General features: G+C 58.2%; 16 protein-coding genes. 7 read left to right on the forward strand and 9 right to left on the reverse strand.

Translation table 11 applies throughout. The features are described 5' to 3' along the window. Nucleotides 1-84: 84 nt before the first annotated feature. The 8 genes from gyrB to mutM form a co-directional block, all read right to left on the reverse strand. A complete protein-coding gene (gyrB, locus tag AAC599_RS01430; RefSeq protein ID WP_340148618.1) occupies nt 85-2,511 on the reverse strand; it encodes a DNA topoisomerase (ATP-hydrolyzing) subunit B in 2,427 nt (808 codons plus the stop codon). 16 nt (nt 2,512-2,527) lie between these two features. Then, nucleotides 2,528-3,685, reverse strand: a complete 1,158-nt coding sequence (recF, locus tag AAC599_RS01435) for a DNA replication/repair protein RecF (RefSeq protein WP_340148619.1) — start codon at nt 3,683-3,685, stop codon at nt 2,528-2,530. Nucleotides 3,686-3,753: 68 nt separating this feature from the next. Then, nucleotides 3,754-4,872 carry a DNA polymerase III subunit beta gene (gene dnaN / locus AAC599_RS01440; protein WP_340148620.1) on the reverse strand — a complete coding sequence of 373 codons (1,119 nt, stop codon included), beginning with the start codon at nt 4,870-4,872 and terminating at the stop codon, nt 3,754-3,756. A 395-nt stretch (nt 4,873-5,267) separates the two neighbouring features. Next, nucleotides 5,268-6,650, reverse strand: a complete 1,383-nt coding sequence (gene dnaA, locus AAC599_RS01445; RefSeq protein ID WP_340148621.1) for a chromosomal replication initiator protein DnaA — start codon at nt 6,648-6,650, stop codon at nt 5,268-5,270. After that, nucleotides 6,650-7,096, reverse strand: coding sequence for a rhodanese-like domain-containing protein (locus tag AAC599_RS01450; protein ID WP_340148622.1), 447 nt, complete (start codon nt 7,094-7,096; stop codon nt 6,650-6,652). Before AAC599_RS01450 ends, dnaA begins: the two co-directional genes overlap by 1 nt. Nucleotides 7,097-7,566: 470 nt before the next feature. After that, nucleotides 7,567-7,833 (reverse strand): 30S ribosomal protein S20, encoded by a 267-nt coding sequence (gene rpsT / locus AAC599_RS01455; RefSeq protein ID WP_340148623.1) that lies wholly within the window; start codon nt 7,831-7,833, stop codon nt 7,567-7,569. Nucleotides 7,834-7,989: 156 nt separating this feature from the next. Next, complete coding sequence (locus AAC599_RS01460) at nt 7,990-8,766, reverse strand: enoyl-CoA hydratase (protein WP_340148624.1); 777 nt, start codon at nt 8,764-8,766, stop codon at nt 7,990-7,992. 86 nt (nt 8,767-8,852) lie between these two features. After that, nucleotides 8,853-9,689: a bifunctional DNA-formamidopyrimidine glycosylase/DNA-(apurinic or apyrimidinic site) lyase gene (gene mutM / locus AAC599_RS01465; protein WP_340148625.1), complete on the reverse strand. Its 837-nt coding sequence runs from the start codon at nt 9,687-9,689 to the stop codon at nt 8,853-8,855. 91 nt (nt 9,690-9,780) lie between these two features. On the opposite strand from mutM, the gene ubiE reads away from it, so the two are divergent. From ubiE to moeB, 7 genes are all read left to right on the forward strand, one after another. Continuing rightward, nucleotides 9,781-10,542, forward strand: a complete 762-nt coding sequence (gene ubiE, locus AAC599_RS01470) for a bifunctional demethylmenaquinone methyltransferase/2-methoxy-6-polyprenyl-1,4-benzoquinol methylase UbiE (RefSeq protein ID WP_340148626.1) — start codon at nt 9,781-9,783, stop codon at nt 10,540-10,542. A gap of 15 nt (nt 10,543-10,557) precedes the next feature. After that, a complete protein-coding gene (gene ubiB / locus AAC599_RS01475) occupies nt 10,558-12,171 on the forward strand; it encodes a 2-polyprenylphenol 6-hydroxylase (protein WP_340148627.1) in 1,614 nt (537 codons plus the stop codon). 118 nt (nt 12,172-12,289) lie between these two features. Then, a complete protein-coding gene (gene coaBC, locus AAC599_RS01480) occupies nt 12,290-13,513 on the forward strand; it encodes a bifunctional phosphopantothenoylcysteine decarboxylase/phosphopantothenate--cysteine ligase CoaBC (protein WP_340148628.1) in 1,224 nt (407 codons plus the stop codon). Beyond that, nucleotides 13,510-13,974 carry a dUTP diphosphatase gene (dut, locus tag AAC599_RS01485; RefSeq protein ID WP_340148629.1) on the forward strand — a complete coding sequence of 155 codons (465 nt, stop codon included), beginning with the start codon at nt 13,510-13,512 and terminating at the stop codon, nt 13,972-13,974. The genes coaBC and dut overlap by 4 nt, the downstream gene beginning before the upstream one ends. Nucleotides 13,975-13,976: 2 nt before the next feature. Then, nucleotides 13,977-14,426: an Rrf2 family transcriptional regulator gene (locus AAC599_RS01490; protein ID WP_340148630.1), complete on the forward strand. Its 450-nt coding sequence runs from the start codon at nt 13,977-13,979 to the stop codon at nt 14,424-14,426. 27 nt (nt 14,427-14,453) lie between these two features. Further along, entirely contained in the window at nt 14,454-15,407 is a 954-nt protein-coding gene (gene cysK, locus AAC599_RS01495) for a cysteine synthase A (RefSeq protein WP_340148631.1), read from the forward strand. A 4-nt stretch (nt 15,408-15,411) separates the two neighbouring features. Then, nucleotides 15,412-16,203 carry a molybdopterin-synthase adenylyltransferase MoeB gene (gene moeB, locus AAC599_RS01500; RefSeq protein ID WP_340148632.1) on the forward strand — a complete coding sequence of 264 codons (792 nt, stop codon included), beginning with the start codon at nt 15,412-15,414 and terminating at the stop codon, nt 16,201-16,203. Here moeB and AAC599_RS01505 read toward each other — a convergent pair. Continuing rightward, nucleotides 16,200-17,135 (reverse strand): AEC family transporter, encoded by a 936-nt coding sequence (locus AAC599_RS01505; RefSeq protein WP_340148633.1) that lies wholly within the window; start codon nt 17,133-17,135, stop codon nt 16,200-16,202. The two genes, moeB and AAC599_RS01505, sit on opposite strands and share 4 nt — an antisense overlap. Between the last annotated feature and the right edge of the window lie 145 nt (nt 17,136-17,280).

A 17,280-nucleotide genomic window follows, 5' to 3' on the forward strand; every position in this document is an offset into this window, starting at 1 on the left:
TAATATTGGCGAAATCCCATTCAAGCCGCCCTTATTACCTATATATAAGGCAAAAATGAGATAGCCAAACCGCGAAGAATTTCCTCAGGCATCCAGAAAGCTGACTTTCAGGGCATTGTCCTGAATGAAATTGCGCCGTGGCTCCACCACATCGCCCATCAGGGTCGAGAAGACTTCATCGGCCTCGTCCCCGTGATTGATGCGCACCTGCAGCAATGTCCGTGCCTCGTGATCAAGGGTCGTTTCCCAGAGCTGCTCGGGGTTCATTTCGCCCAGCCCTTTATAACGCTGCATGGTGAGCCCGCGCTTGCCGAGATTGGTTACCGCCTCCATCAGTTCGAGCGGTGAGTAGATAACCTGTCGCTTGTCCTTGTGAATAAAGGTAGAGGCTTGTGCATAGATTACCTGCAACTCTTCCTTCATTGAATTAAGTTGGCGTGCTTCGGCGGAATGGATCAGGTTGCTGTCGACCATTTGCACTTCTGTCACGCCGCGGACTTCCCGGCTGAACTTCAGGCTGAAATCCGGCAGGATTTCGCCGGTCCATCCACGCTCTGTCTCCGAAGAAATGGCATCCAGTCGTCTGGCGACAAAATCGGCGGCTTCGGGTCCGCGAACCGGATCGCTCAAAACCTCGTCACTCAGCGCCCCGGCAATGGCCACTTGCTCGACCACGGGTCGGTTCTGGATACGGGCAATCGAATCAATAAGGTCGCGTGCCTGACGGGCCCGCGCGACGAGGGCACGTAAGTCCTCTCCGCTTCGCTGCTCACCGGACGCAAGTTCCAGCACCACCTCTTCCAGGCCCTGTTCGATCAGGTAATCGTCCATCGCCTTCTGATCTTTCAGATAGACCGAGGACTTGCCCTTCGTGACCTTGTAAAGCGGCGGCTGGGCAATATAGAGATAACCTTTTTCAACCAGTTCCGGCATCTGCCGGTAGAAGAAGGTGAGCAACAGGGTCCGGATATGCGATCCATCCACATCGGCATCGGTCATGATGATGATCTTGTGATAGCGCGCCTTCTCGATGTCGAACTCTTCCGGGCCGATGCCGGTGCCGAGCGCGGTAATCATCGTGCCGATTTCGTTCGACGAGAGCATGCGGTCGAAACGCGCCCGCTCGACATTGAGGATTTTACCCCTGAGCGGCAAAACCGCCTGATTGTGACGGTCCCGCCCCTGCTTGGCGGAGCCGCCGGCGCTGTCACCCTCGACCAAGAACAGTTCGGACACGGCCGGGTCCTTCGACTGGCAATCGGCGAGTTTGCCCGGCAGGCTGGAAATATCGAGCGCGCCCTTGCGGCGGGTAAGCTCCCGCGCCTTGCGGGCGGCCTCACGGGCGGCGGCGGCCTCGACCACTTTGGAGATGACGATTTTTGCATCGTTCGGATGCTCCTCAAACCACTGGCTGAGCGCATCATAGACAGAGCTTTCAACGATCGGGCGCACTTCGCTGGAGACCAGCTTGTCCTTGGTCTGGGAGGAAAATTTCGGATCCGGCACCTTGACCGACACCACACAGGTCAGCCCTTCGCGGGCGTCGTCGCCGGTGATTGTTGCCTTTTCCTTCTTGGCAATGCCGCTCGACGCCGCATACTGGTTGATGGCGCGGGTTAGTGCGGCGCGGAACCCGGCCAGATGGGTACCGCCGTCGCGCTGCGGAATATTATTGGTGAAGCAGAGCACATTTTCATGATAGCTGTCGTTCCATTCCAGCGACGCCTCGACCGTGACCCCTTCCTTTTCCGAAGCAAGATCAATGGTTTCCGTGATTAACGGGTTCTTCGACCGATCCAGATATCTAACGAACGCAGAAATACCGCCTTCATAGTGAAGGTCCACGGTCACCGGTTCGGCGGAGCGGAGGTCGTTGATCTGGATATAGACACCGGAGTTGAGGAAGGCGAGCTCCCGCAGGCGATGTTCCAGCGTCGAAAATTCAAACTTGATATTGGTGAAGGTTTCCGGCGATGGCGTAAAGGTGATTTCCGTTCCGCTTTTTCCCACCGCGTCACCCACGATTTCAAGGGCACCCACGGGTTCGCCATGTTCAAAACTAAGGCTGTGCTCCTTGTCATTGCGCCAGATGGTCATGTCGAGCCGTGTCGACAGCGCATTCACAACGGAGACGCCGACGCCATGCAGGCCGCCGGAAACCTTGTAGGAATTCTGGTCAAACTTGCCGCCGGCATGCAGCTGCGTCATGATCACCTCGGCAGCGGAGACCCCTTCCTCATGCATATCGACCGGGATACCGCGCCCGTTATCGCGCACGGTGACGGAGCCATCGGGATTGAGGGCGACATAAATCAGGTCGCAATGGCCGGCGAGGGACTCGTCGATGGCGTTGTCCACCACCTCATAGACCATATGGTGCAGGCCGGACCCGTCATCGGTATCGCCAATATACATGCCCGGGCGCTTGCGCACCGCATCGAGACCCTTCAGGACCTTGATGGACTCCGCGCCATATTCCGCCGCCTCCAAATGCTCCGGTGTGTTACTCATTACCTTGTCTTCCCTTTCAGCGGACGGCCGTCCGGCAGATACTGCCATTATCAACCGTCAAAAACTGCGCCCGGTCTCCAAGCTCGGAAAACAGGGCATAATCGGTGCCTGTCATCCAGGCCTGTGTCTTCATTTCGTCAATCTCGTCAAACAGGGCGATGCGCCGTGTTTGATCCAGATGCGCCGTAATCTCGTCCAGCAGTAGGACTGGCGCCCGTCCCTGCCGTCCCGCCTGAAGCCGTGCATCCCCGAGGATGATGGAGATCAGCAGCGCTTTCTGTTCCCCCGTCGAACAAAGGCCGGCGGGCATGCCTTTATCCTTATGCAGCACCGAAAGATCGCTCCTGTGCGGGCCGATCGTCGTGCTTCCTGCGGCACTGTCGCCGCGCCGTGACGCCTCCAGTTCGGCGCGATATCTGTCTTCCACCGCCAGCGCGGCCATATCTTCAAGCCAGCCTTCAAGCATTCCGTCCGCGCTCAGTTCCGCCTTTGGAAAGGCGCTGGCGCCGGTTTCTGTTGCGCTCATGGCGCCGTTCAATCGGGCTGCCGTCTCGCGCCGGGCGGCGGCGATGGCCGTTCCCGTTTCCGCCAATGTCCGCTCCAGCGAGGCGAGCCAGTGCCGGTCATATCGCCCTTCTTTCAGCAGGCGGTTTCGCTCCCGCATGACTTTCTCGAAAGATGTCATGCGCTTGCCATGGGCCGGATCGAACCCGAAGGTCAACCGATCAAGAAACCGGCGACGGCCCCCGGCCCCCTCCTGAAACAGCCGATCCATCTGCGGGGTCAGCCAGCTGACCCGGATATGGTCCGCGAGGGCCGCCGATCCGCTCATATTCTGGCCGTCGATGCGGACCAAACGCCGCTCCGGTCCTTCCCTGCCCTCTGTCGCCGGATTGTTCACAAGTCCGGTTCCAAGCGTGCTCTCTCCTCCGTCCGAGCGGACATCCGCCGCGACGGCCCATCCGCCATCGCCCTTTGTATTCGCCGCCTCCAGCAGTTTTGCCCGCCGCAATCCCCGCCCTGGCGTCAGAAACGAGATGGCTTCCAGAAGATTGGTTTTGCCGCTGCCATTTGCGCCGGTGAGAACAACCGGGCGGTTGTCTGTCTCAACCTTCAAATGCGTATAATTGCGAAAATCTGTCAAAATCAGGCGCGTAATAACATAGGCGGACACAAACGGCTCCTCTATGGCGTCATCCCTCGCTGCGGCCGTCCGGACCATACTGTGCGACGAGTGCCACCTTATACCCGCATTGGCATCAGGACATAGAGCGCGCCGTCGTCGGCGCCGTCCCGGACAATGGTTGGCGATCCGGAGTCAGCAAACAGAAAGCGGGCGTTGTCGCCATCGATCTGACCGGTGATATCCAACAGGTATTTCGAGTTAAAACCAATTTCCATATCGCCCGAGTTGTAGGACGCGGAGACTTCTTCCGTGGCGCTGCCCGCATCCGCACCCGTTGCGGAAAGGGTGATCAAGTCGTTGCTGAGCGACAGCTTGATGGCGCGCGTTTTCTCGGTTGCGACGGTGGAAACGCGATCCACGGCCTGGGCAAAGGACTTGCCGTCCAGCTCCAGCATTTTGTCATTCCCGTCGGGGATAACCCGCTCGTAATCCGGGAAGGTGCCGTCGATCAGCTTGGACGTGAGCAAGGTATCACCGAAAGAGAAGCTGATTTTGGTGTCGGAGAGCGAAATGGAGACAGCCTCGTCCCGCTCATCGATCAGGCGGAGCACTTCATTGACGGCCTTGCGCGGTACGATAACGCCCGGCATTCCTTCGGCATCGGCCGGAAGGGGCGTTTCTACACGGGCCAGCCGGTGACCGTCGGTCGCGACAGCGCGCAGCATTGGCACACCCTCGGTATCCGCTGTATGCAGATAGATACCGTTCAGGTAATAGCGTGTCTCCTCCGTCGAGATGGCGAAGCGGGTCTTGTCGATCAGCCGTTTGAGGATGGACGCCGAAATGGTGAAGTTATGCGGCAGTTGATTGGTTTCCATGACCGGGAAATCATCTTGCGGCAGGCAGGCCAGCGCAAATTTCGATTGTCCGCAATGGATATAGATCCGGCCCTCGGCGCTCTTGTAGTCGAGCTCGACCTGGCTGCCGTCGGGAAGTTTGCGGATGATATCATGAAGCAGATGGGCCGGAACGGTAATCGCCCCTTCCGTGCTGATATTCGCCGCGACTTTTTCGTTGATTGCAATGTCGAGGTCGGTTGCCGTCAGGCCAAGCGATCCATCCTCGGCAATCAGCAGGATATTGGCGAGGATCGGAATTGTGTTGCGGCGTTCGACAACGCTTTGGACATGGCTCAAAGACGTCAGCAAAGCGGAGCGTTCTATTGTCAGTTTCATTGGCTCAATCAGGCTTCAAATAGGTTACTTAAAATGGGCTCTTATTATGCCCGATAAACGTCAGTTACTTCAACAAAATTCTCCCGTAACCGGCAAATCCGCCTGACCTTAAGAAATTGATTCATAACCTTGAATCGAATTTCGGACCATCGGAGAAAATGCCGTCGCACTATATCAGAAACGAGGGCGGGAAGACAGGCAATTCGCAGGCCGGCCACGGCCGGAAAGCAGGCTGAAATTACCAGCAATATCAGGGGGTTGAAAGCAGGGCTGAGAGCGGGCGGTTTACGTAAGGGTTTTTGCGCGGATAAATCGGATGGTTGCCGCAAGGTCGACGGTCATATGGAGGACGGGCGCCCGCCGCTGCGCCTGTCGCATCACGGCAGCTTAGGCCCCTATTCCAGCATCCGCCGCAAAAGCTCCAGATCCTCCGACAGGGTGACGTCCTGCTGACGAAGCTCCTCGATCTTTTTGAGCGCATGCATCACCGTCGTATGATCGCGACCCCCGAATTTCCGGCCGATGTCCGGCAGGGAGCGGGAGGTCAGCTGCTTGGCGAGATACATCGCCACCTGGCGCGGACGGGCCACGGCGCGGGCCCGGCGGGCGGAATGCATATCCGACATCCGGATATTGAAATGCTCCGCCACCTTTTTCTGAATTTCCTCGATGGTAATCCGGCGGTCATTGGCGCGCAGAAGATCGCTCAGCACTTCCTGCGTGCTTTCAAGGGTAACGGCGCGTCCGACTAGATCGGAATAGGCCAGCACCCGGTTCAGCGCTCCTTCCAGCTCCCGCACATTTGACGTTATGCGATGGGCAAGAAATTCGAGAATGCGCGGGTCGATGGTGATCTTGCCCTGCTCGACCTTCGATTGCAGGATGCCGAGACGAAGTTCATAATCCGTCGGATGGATATCGGCGACAAGGCCCCAGCCGAGGCGGGAGCGCATCCTCTCCTCCATCCCCTCCAGGTCGGTGGGCGAGCGGTCGCCGGAGATGATAATCTGGTGGTTCTGGTCAACCAACGCATTGAACGTATGGAAGAATTCCTCCTGCGTGCTGTCCTTCCCGGCAATGAACTGCACATCATCGATCATCAGCACATCGACAGAACGGAACTGATCCTTGAAGTTCATCGTATCCTTGAAACGGAGCGCGCGGATGAAGCGATACATGAATTTTTCAGCCGACAGATAGAGCACGCGCTTCTTCGGGCTGTTGGCGGCAATGGCATGGCCGATGGCATGCATCAGATGGGTCTTGCCAAGCCCGACGCCGCCATAAAGATACAGCGGGTTGAAGGGCACGGAATCTTTCGCCTCCGCCACCCGGCGGGCCGCCGCGTGGGCCAGTTCGTTCGATTTGCCGACGACAAAATTCTCGAACGTAAAGCGCGGGTCCAGCGGCGCCATCAGAGCCGGATCCGGACTTGCGGTCTCCGCCTTTGCCTGCGCCTGTGATTTGAACGGGGCCGTCACCTCGCCCAGGCCGAAGGTCGGCTTCTGAGGAGCGAGATTCTTCTTGTCCAGCGGCTTGACCCGGATATCGACCGACTTGATGGACTTGTCGGACGTGGTCCAGAGCTGGCGGATGCGGTTGGCGTAATTATTGAGCACCCAGTCCCGCAAAAACCGCGTCGGCAGGGTCATGCAGACCCGTTCCCCATCAATCCGGTCAAGCTCGATATTCTTGAGCCATGAATTGAAGGTCGCTTCGCCATACTCCTCGCGAAGTTTTTCCCGGATCTCTTCCCAGTGCCCGCTTTCAGATGTCATCAGCTCTGTTTCCACTTCAGTCCGGCGACTTTCCATCCGCCGGTTTTTCCGCGGTGGCCCTCTGCGTCAGGGCCGCCCTCAAACCCTTCCAGAACGTTGTAGCTTTTTTCAAAACCGGCGCGTGTTGCGGCCTCTGCGGCGGCAATGGAGCGGACGCCGGAGCGGCAGAGAAAAATCATCGGTGCGGATTTTTTCGGCTGAATGGCAGAAATTTCGTCAATGAAACTTGCGTTTTTCGACATATCCGGGAACAGAACCCAGGAGACCGGGTGAACAGCCTTGCCGATCGGAGAGAGATCGGGCATTCCGACATATGCCCATTCCGCGGTGGTTCTGACATCGACCAGGACGGCATCCGGATTATTTTCCAGCAATTCCCAGGTTTCCTGAACCGTCAAATCCCCTGCATAGGTGGCGGCGCCTTCCGACTTTCCCCCGTTTGTCATTCACAAGTTTCCTTCGCTCTTAATTGCGGTCAGATATCCGTTGGAAGACGGCTATCAATTCAAAGATTTTCTCGGCGGCTTCTCCCCCAAGAGCCGCCAGAATGTTACGCAAAACTCATTTCTACATGTAAGCTACTGGATACGACATCTCCCGCAGGGCGATTGGCCCCTTCATCGCTTAACAACCGGCAATTTAGGATTGGGAGTGTTCCCTTGAGAACGGGCAGACTAATCTTATCCACAGGTGCCACGCAAGGGACTGGATGTGGGAAATGTGAAAATAATTTTCTGAATTGATCCAACAAATTCTTGACCTACCAGATGTAGTAATCGCTTCCACAGGAATGCCCTTAACTGGTAAAAACAGGCGGGAACTGCCTGGGACAGACACGCTTAAAAAGCGCAAAACCCCACAAAAAAACCGCAGCCCGTAAAAGAGCTGCGGTTTGATTCTTTAGTTGATTCCCGGCTTAGGCGGAGAGGGCCTTCACTCTCGCGTTCAGGCGTGAAATCTTGCGTGAGGCCGTGTTCTTATTATACACGCCCTTGACCACGCCGCGGGCAAGTTCAGACTGCGCAACGCGGAGTGCGTCGTTCGCTTTCGTCTGATCCCCTTCGGTGACGGCCAGTTCCACCTTTTTCACAAAGGTGCGGATGCGGCTGCGACGGGCCCGGTTGCGTTCGGTCCGGGTGCTTGTCTGCCGGATGCGTTTCAATGCAGATTTATGATGCGCCATGACAATCCAGTCTTTTAGCTTCGAAATTCGGAAGCCGGGTTATAACCAGCGACAAATACGCCGTCAACAGAAGAATATCGATTATCGCCCGTATTTCGCATATTTCCGCCGTTCGGGCGCCAAAGACACGTTATTCTTCTGTTATCGGGCATGTTTCTAACGGTTTTTAAAGTCCGGAGTCCGCTTTTCAGCGAAAGCGGACATGCCTTCTTTCTGGTCTTCCGTCGAGAATGTGGAATGGAAGACACGCCGCTCGAACATGATTCCCTCCCGCAATGTGGTTTCATAGGCCTTGTTGACGCTTTCCTTGCACATCATGACGGACGGTAAGGAGAGTTTGGCGATTTCACCGGCGACCTTGACGGCTTCCTCCATCAGGTCATCCAAGGGGACGATGCGGCTGACCAGTCCGGCGCGCTCCGCCTCTTCCGCCCCCATCATCCGCCCGGTCAGGCACATTTCCATGGCCTTCGATTTGCCGACGGCGCGAGTCAGACGCTGGGTGCCGCCAAGGCCCGGAATGGTGCCGAGCTTGATTTCGGGCTGGCCGAACTGGGCATTGTCGGCGGCAAGGATGAAATCGCACATCATCGCGACCTCGCAGCCGCCGCCGAGGGCATATCCGGCAACCGCCGCAATAACGGGCTTGCGGAAAGTGGAAAGCCGCTCCGCCTCGCCCGAGAGGAAGTTGTCCGTATAAACGTCCATATAGGTCTTGGGCTGCATTTCCAGGATATCGGCACCGGCCGCGAAGGCCTTCTCGGAGCCGGTCAGGACAACGGCGCCGATATTCTCATCCGCCTCGAACTTATCGAGGGCGTCGGCGAGCTCAATGAAAAGCTCGGCGCAGAGGGCGTTCAGCGCTTTCGGACGGTCAAGGCGGATGATGCCAACGGCGCCCTTCGTGTCGATTGCGATATTATTATAGGCCATGGGAATTTCCTGTCTGTTGCATTGTTGCTCAATTTCGCGCCCATTATCTTGATGCGAAGGCCTTTGTCCAGCCCTTGCGCCAAATTCTAGCGCTGGCATTTCGGGCAGAAGAATGTCGACCGCCCCGATTGCACGATTCTCCGGATTTCACCGGCGCACTCAGGTTTAGGGCAGGGCCTTCCTTCCCTGTCATAGACAAGAAAGCGATGCTGAAAATATCCGAGCTCACCGGTTGTATGGCTGTAGTTGCGCAACGTCGATCCGCCCGAGTCAATCGCTTCAAGCAGCACGGCGCGGATGGCCGCGGCAAGATCATCTGCACGGCGCCCCTTGACATTCTCCGCCCGGCGGCGCGGAGAAATTCCGCTCCGGTACAGCGCCTCGCAGGCATATATATTGCCGACCCCGGCCACCACCCGCTGATCCAGCAGCGCACTCTTGATCGGGGACTTCCGCCCGCGGAGCCTCTCGGCGAGGATCGGTCCGTTGAATTCATTGCCGAGGGGTTCCGGCCCGATCCCGGCAAGCTGCGGATGCATCGCGAGCCCGTCCGGCTGGCTCAGCAGCATAAAGCCGAATCGCCGCGGATCATGATATCGGACGCGCACGCCCCGTTTTGTCTCAAAGATAACGTGATCATGCTTGTCGAAAGGACTGGCCGGATCAAATTCCGGCTCGATGCGAAAACTGCCCGACATGCCAAGATGGCCGATCATGACCGGCCCGCCGTCAAAGGACATCAGAATATACTTCGCCCGCCGTGTTATCGCGTCAATGCGGCGGCCCGTCAGCGCCTCGGCGAAACCGTCGGCGAACGGAAAACGCAAATTCTCGCGGCGCAAGGTTACGGAGGTGAACTGGTCACCGACAAGGGCCTGTTCCAGGCCGCGGCAGACGGTTTCGACTTCTGGCAATTCGGGCATGGCGCGACAGTAGCCTTATTTTAGCCCTTGCGCTATGCTCTTATTTCAACCAAACAGAGGCGATCAACTGAGCCAATGGACGGAAAGCGCTATGGCAGCTTCGGACAATTCATCAGACAGCACGCATTTCGGGTTTCGGGAAGTCCGCACGGACGAGAAAGCCGGGCTGGTGCGCGGCGTTTTTGAAAGCGTCGCCGAAAATTACGACCTGATGAACGACCTGATGAGCGGCGGCATCCATCGCCTGTGGAAATCGGCAATGATCGACTGGCTGATGCCACGCAAGGGTCAGCATCTGCTCGATGTGGCGGGCGGCACCGGTGATATTGCCTTCCGCTTTCTGGATGCAGTTAAAGGGGACGGCAAAGTCACCGTTCTCGACATCAACCACGCCATGCTGAGCGTCGGCCAGGATCGGGCCATCGATCAGGGCCGCCTCGCCGGGCTTGAATGGGTCAATGGCGATGCGCAACAACTCCCCCTGCCCGATAAATCCGTCGATGCCTACACGATTGCTTTCGGCATCCGCAATGTCACCGATATTCCCCGCGCCCTGAAGGAGGCGTATCGCGTGTTGAGGCCGGGCGGACGGTTCCTTTGCCTTGAGTTCAGCAAGGTTGGAGCGCCGGCTTTAAAAGAGTTCTATGATTTTTATTCATTCAAGATCCTTCCCGAAATCGGTGGCATTGTTGCCAAGGACAAGCCCTCCTATGAGTATCTGGTGGAAAGTATTCGCCAGTTTCCGGATGCGGACCGTTTTGCGGAAATGATCGAGCAGGCCGGTTTCAGCCAGGTCAAGTATCGCCGTTTGTCGGGCGGTATCGCGGCGCTGCATTCCGCCTGGCGGCTCTGAAGGGAGCAGATATTCGTGATCCGGATTTTCAACAACTTCCTGCGGCTGCTTTTTATTGCCCGGACCCTTGCGCGCCATGATGCCCTGTTTTTTCTCGATAATTTCGAGCGCCTGCCCCTCTATGTGGTGTTGCTGCGAAAAATAATGCCGGTCTTTGCGCTGGGTGCCACCCGAAGCAAGGACCTGCGCGACGGGGAACGGCTGGCCAACGCGCTTCGAGAACTGGGCCCCAGCTTTATCAAGCTCGGTCAGGCCCTCTCCGTGCGGGCCGATCTGATCGGCGAGGAAATGGTGCTTGATCTCGGGAACCTGCGGGACAGGCTGCCTCCTTTCTCCTTCGAGAAGGCGCGCGAGACAATCGAATATGAACTGGAGGCCCCGCTTGAGGAGTTGTTCGCGGACTTCAATCCCGAACCGGTGGCCGCGGCCTCTATCGCGCAGGTGCATTTTGCAACGGTGCGCGAGAGGGTGCCCGCGCCGACCGAGGCGGACCCGGACGCAAAAGAGGAAGTCCTTCGCGATGTCGCCGTCAAGATCCTCCGGCCCGGGGTGGAAAGCGCGTTCGAGAGCGATCTGCAGCTTTTCTTCTGGCTTGCGGAACTGGCGGAGCGGTATCAGCCGCATTTCCGGCGCCTGCGCCTGACGAAGATCGTGGAAACCATGGCCGATTCCGTCGAGCTGGAGATGGATTTGCGGATGGAAGCCTCGGCCGCCTCGGAAATGGCGGAGAATTTCGCCGACGATCCGGCGTTCGGCGTGCCGGAAATCGACTGGCAGCGGACGGCGCGGCGTGTCATGACGCAAAGCCGGGTTGATGGCATCAGTATCTCCAGGAAGGAGGAACTGGTCGCCGCGGGTCATGATCTCAAGGCGCTCGGCGACAATGTCATCCGGGTTTTCCTTCATCAGGTCCTGCGGGACGGCTTTTTCCATGCGGACATGCATCACGGTAACCTGTTCGTCACGGCGGACGGGCGTCTGGTTGCCGTGGATTTCGGCATCATGGGCCGGATGAGCCGGGAAACGCGCCTGTTTATGGCGGAAATGCTGCATGCCTTCCTGACCCGTGATTACAAGCGCGCGGCGGAAATCCATTTTGAGGCGGGCTACGTGCCGCGCCACAAGTCCCTCGACAGTTTCGCGCAGGCCTGCCGGTCCATCGGCGAGCCGATTCTCGGCCGTCCGGTCAGTGAAATCTCGATCGCCCGGCTTCTGGTGCAGCTGTTCCAGATCACGGAAACCTTCGAGATGGAAACCCAGCCGCAGCTCCTGCTGTTGCAGAAAACCATGGTCACGGCGGAAGGCGTCGCGCAAAGCCTCAACCCGGATATCAATTTCTGGGAGTCGGCGGAACCCACCGTCGCCCACTGGATGCGCGAGAATATGGGGATCGAGGCGCAGGCCGCCGATGTGGTGAAAGACGGCATTGCGCTCATGCGCAAGATCCCCGCGATCGTAACCCGCGCCGATGATCTTCTGTCGGAAATGGAGGCACGGGAAAAAGCACGGGCCGATCTTATGGAACTCGAAGAAAGCGCCGCACAGCAACGGCGGATTCGCGGCGGCTACCTTCTGGGTGGTGTTGTTCTTGGCGCTATCGCGGCCTATCTCGTCGTGCTGGCCACTTAAAAACCATAACTCCAAAGCACCGCAAATTTGGCGTGTCAGCAAGATTTAGCTTGCGGGATGAGTGCGGAATATCTAGTTTTTACATAAAAGATCAGTAAAACTTCGGGAATGGTATATTTTGGGCGCAAATACAGAAAACAGGTCCGTTCTGCTGATCATCGGCGGGGGAATTGCGGCCTTTAAATCGCTTCAGCTCATTCGTCTGCTCACGAAAGAAGGGATCCGCTGCCGGGCCATTTTGACGCGGGCGGCGAAGGAGTTTGTCACCCCTCTCTCCGTCTCCTCGCTCACCGGCGAGAAAGTATATGATGACCTTTTCTCCCTCACGGATGAGGCGGAAATGGGCCATATACAGCTTTCGCGAAGCGCGGATTTGCTGGTGGTTGCGCCCGCAACGGCGGACCTTATGGCGAAAATGGCCACCGGGCAGGCGAGTGATCTTGCAACGACCGCCTTGCTGGCGACAGATAAACCGGTCCTTATTGCGCCGGCGATGAATGTCCGGATGTGGGAGCATCCGGCGACACAGCGGAACCTCGGCACGCTTCAGGGGGACGGCGTTCTTGTTGTCGGACCGGAAGACGGCGATATGGCCTGCGGTGAATATGGTCCCGGACGGATGGCGGAGCCGGAAGCGATCCTGGGCAGCATTCTCGATTTTTTTGACAAACAGGGTGACAAACCGCTCAAGGGCCGGAAGGTTCTTGTAACGGCAGGCCCGACCCATGAGCCGATTGATCCTGTTCGCTTTATTGCCAATCATTCGTCCGGCAAGCAGGGCTATGCCATCGCCTCCGCGCTGGCCGAATTCGGCGCGGAGGTGGTGCTGGTTTCCGGGCCGACCCGGCTCGACGCGCCGCGGGGCGTCACCCGGCATGACGTGCTGTCCGCCAAGGAAATGCTGGCGGCCTGCGAGGCGGTGCTCCCCGTCGATGCCGCTATTTTTGCCGCCGCCGTCGCCGACTGGCGGGTGGCAACGGAATCCGGGCAGAAGATCAAGAAACAGGAAGGCAAGCTTCCTCAGCTTACCCTCGCGGAAAACCCCGATATTCTGGCAACGCTCAGCGCCCTTGACGCGGGCCGCCCGTCCCTGATTATCGGTTTTGCAGCGGAAACCGAGAAAGTCGTCGAAAACGGCCAGGCCAAGCTTGCCCGCAAGGGCTGCGACTGGATCGTCGCAAATGACGTCGGCACGGGGACCGGCACCTTTGGCGGCGATGACAACCGGGTTTTCCTGCTGACGAAAGACGGTGTAGAGGATTGGCCGAAGCAATCAAAAGAGTTGGTGGCAAGAACATTGGTGAAGAGAATTGCCACGTTTTTTCAAGGTGTTAAAGCATGAGAGATGTCGTAATTTCAATTACCCGCCTGCCCCACGGAATGGATTTACCACTTCCGGGATATGAAACAGCGGACAGTGCCGGCATGGATATCCGCGCCGCGGTCGATCGACCGATTGAAATTGCGCCAGGCGGCCGCGCCCTGATCCCGACGGGCTTTAAAATGGCGCTGCCGCAGGGATTTGAAGCACAAATCCGGCCCCGGTCCGGCCTGGCGCTCAAAAAAGGCATCACGCTTCCCAATAGTCCGGGCACGATCGATGCGGATTATCGCGGGGAAGTCGGGATCATCCTGCTGAACGCCGGAGAGGAAACCTTTACCATAGAGCACGGGGACCGTATCGCGCAGATGGTGATCGCCCCTGTCCTGCAGGCAAGCTGGTACGAAGTCGAGAGCCTTGATGAAACCGCGCGGGGCGAAGGCGGTTTTGGCTCCACGGGTGTTGCGGAAAAGGTGTCCTGACCATGCTGCATTTGCCGAGAAAAATGCTTTATGCGCTTGAGGCCGTCGTTGATATCGCCTTTAACGCGCGTCCTGACCCGGTGCAATCGAAGGAAATTACCAAACGGCAGGGCATCCCGCTCCGGTATCTGGAACAGGTAATGCAACAGCTTGTCCATGGGGGCATTCTCAAGGGCGTGCGGGGGCCGCGCGGCGGATATCGTCTGGCGCGGGAGCGGCGGCGCATTACGGCGGGAGATGTGATCCGGGTGATCAATGCGGCGGAGGCGGAAGAAAACGAGCAGATTTTCACCTCGGAGATCGGACAGAATGTCGTCGGTCCCCTGTGGAACGACGCCCAGGCCTCCTTGCTGGCGGAACTGGATTCCGTTACGCTCGAAGATCTGTGTCAGCGCGCCCTGAAAAAAGACCCTGCGGAAGTGCCTGCCGATGGCTCTCATTTCGAAATATAGATAAAAATCAATGGATTGGGCTGAAAAATGAAAAACGACCCGCCCCGCGGCAAGATCTATGACTCCATCGTCGACACAATCGGTGCCACGCCCTTGGTGCGTGCACAACGGATCACGCGGGATTGCCCGAACAATGTGCAGATACTGCTGAAGCTGGAGTTTTTCAATCCGCTCGCCTCTGTAAAGGACCGGATCGCTGCGGCCATGATCGAGGCGATGGAGGAGGCGGGCCTGATCAATGAAAAAACAGCGATTATCGAACCCACCTCCGGCAATACCGGGATTGGCCTTGCCTTTGTCTGTGCGGCGAAGGGGTATCATCTGACTTTGGTGATGCCGGAGAGCATGTCGCTTGAACGGCGCAAGATGCTGAAACTGCTGGGCGCCAATCTGGAGCTGACGGATGCGGCGAAGGGAATGAACGGCGCCATTGCCCGCGCCGAGGAGCTCAAACGCGAAATCGGCGATGCCGTGATCCCCCAGCAGTTCGAAAATCCGGCGAACCCGGCGGTTCATAAGGTGACGACGGCAACGGAAATACTTGCCGATACCGGCGGCAAGGTTGATGTGGTGGTCATGGGGGTCGGCACCGGCGGCACGCTGACAGGGGTGGGAACAGTCCTGAAAGAACACAGCCCGGATATCCGCATTGTCGCGGTGGAGCCCGAGGACAGCCCCGTTCTCTCCGGCGGTCAGCCCGGGCCGCATAAAATCCAGGGGATCGGCGCCGGGTTCTCGCCGAAAAACCTTGATGAAAGCCTGATCGACGAGGTGCTGACCATCGGCAATGAAACCGCGTTCGAAACCGCGCGGGAAGTTGCCCGGCTTGAAGGGATTCCCGTCGGGATTTCCTCCGGCGCCGCCGTTGCCGCTGCGTTGGAGATTGCCGAACGCCCGGAAATGGACGGCAAGACGATTGTTGTCGTTATCCCGTCCTTCGCCGAGAGATATCTGACCACCGCCCTGTTCGACGGCCTCTGACGCCATGGCGCTTAGTGACGACCAGCTTGACCGGTACGCGCGCCATATCATCCTGCGGGAAATCGGCGGCGCCGGTCAGCAGAAGCTTCTGCGCGCAAAAGTCCTGATTGTCGGGGCAGGGGGGCTGGGATCGCCGCTCGCGCTGTATCTGGCGGCGGCCGGGATCGGGACGATCGGCATTATCGATGACGACGTGGTCGATCTTTCCAATCTGCAGCGGCAGATTGCCCATGGCACAGCGGATATCGGGACCGAAAAGGTGACAAGCGCGGCGCGTTCGGTTGCGCGTCTTAATCCGGATGTGACGGTCGTTCCCCATATCGAGCGGCTGGATGCTTCGAATGCCGCGGCAATCATCGGCGAATATGACCTGGTTACGGATGGCACGGATAATTTCGAGACACGGTTCCTGTTGAACGACGCCTGCTATTTTGCCAAAAAACCGCTGGTGTCCGGCTCGATACTCCAGTTCGACGGGCAAATCAGTACTTTCAAGGCCTATGAAGAGGGGGCGAACCCCTGTTATCGTTGTCTCTTTCCCGTGCCGCCGCCGCCCGAGATTGCGCAAACCTGTGGCGAGGCCGGGGTTCTGGGGGCGCTCGCCGGTGTCGTCGGCAGTTTTCAGGCGGTCGAAGTGGTCAAGGAACTGCTTGCAATCGGGGAGGGGCTCTCGGGCCGGCTGCTTCTTTATGATGCCCTCACCGCGGAGGTCCGGAAAATCAAGGTTCCCCGCGATCCGAACTGCCCGCTCTGCGGCGAACATCCAACAATCACGAGCGTGTCGGCGACCGGTTAGCCGAGGAAATAGGCGGCCGCAAGGGTGAGCGAGAGGGGCAGGGTGACCATGGAGATGAGGGTCTGCACTGTGATGATTCCGGCCATCACCTCCGCATCCGCGCCGAGCAGTTTGGCAAGGGCATAGCCGGAGCTTGCGGTCGGGATTGTGCCATAGATGATCAGGATCATTGCCGGAATGCCGTCAAGCCCGACCAGTATTGCCGTTGTGGCGACAATCGCCGGAAAAACCGCGAGTTTGCAGACGGTGGAAATCACGACATAAAGCGCGCCGGTATGGATCGCCTTGATTTTGAGCCCGGCGCCGACGCAGAGAAGCGCGATGGGCAGGGATGCCTTGGCCAGAATTCCGGCGAAATCATTGATAATGGGAATGGGCCCGATTCCGGAAAAATTAAGGAACGCCCCGGCCCCGATCGCGATCAGGAGCGGGTTTCGGATAATTTCCTGAAACAGCCGCCGGGGCAGGCTTATGCCGGAGGCGCTTCCCTGATATCCGACCAGAACGCTCACGCAGAAAAGGTTGGTTGGCGGCACCAGAACCGCCGTCGCGACAGCGGCGAGCAGAAGCCCTTCCGCATGAAACAGATAATCGGCGACCGCAAAGGCAATAAAGGTGTTGTGGCGCGCGGCGCCCTGGAAAACCGCGCCGCCGATCGGGGCCGAGATGCCGAACAGCTTGACCGACGCGAGCGATATCAGACCTGTCGCCAGGAGACCGCCGAGCAGGGCCAGTGCATAGGTGCCGACAATGTCGTTTTGAAAGGGCGCGGTTGTCGTATTGTAGAAGAGGAGCGCCGGGAACAGGACCCAGTAAACCACGCGATCCGCATTATGCCAGAAATCACCGCTCGGAAAACCGTTGCGCCGCAGCAGGTTTCCAAGAACCAGCAGCAGGAAAATCGGCAGCACGGAAAGCGAAATCGCCCACATGTCTTTTTTGCATCCTTTAATTGTTGTTGACCGGGGCAGGGGGTCAGCCTGTTTTGTGATCGAATTTACACCGTTTGGCCAGAATAAAATGCTCCGGCGCCGGGTTTGAATGCAAAAAGCCCGGCGGCTCCTCTATGGAAACCGC

Source organism: uncultured Sneathiella sp. (assembly GCF_963976355.1).
In the GTDB taxonomy this organism is placed as follows: Bacteria; Pseudomonadota; Alphaproteobacteria; order Sneathiellales; family Sneathiellaceae; genus Sneathiella.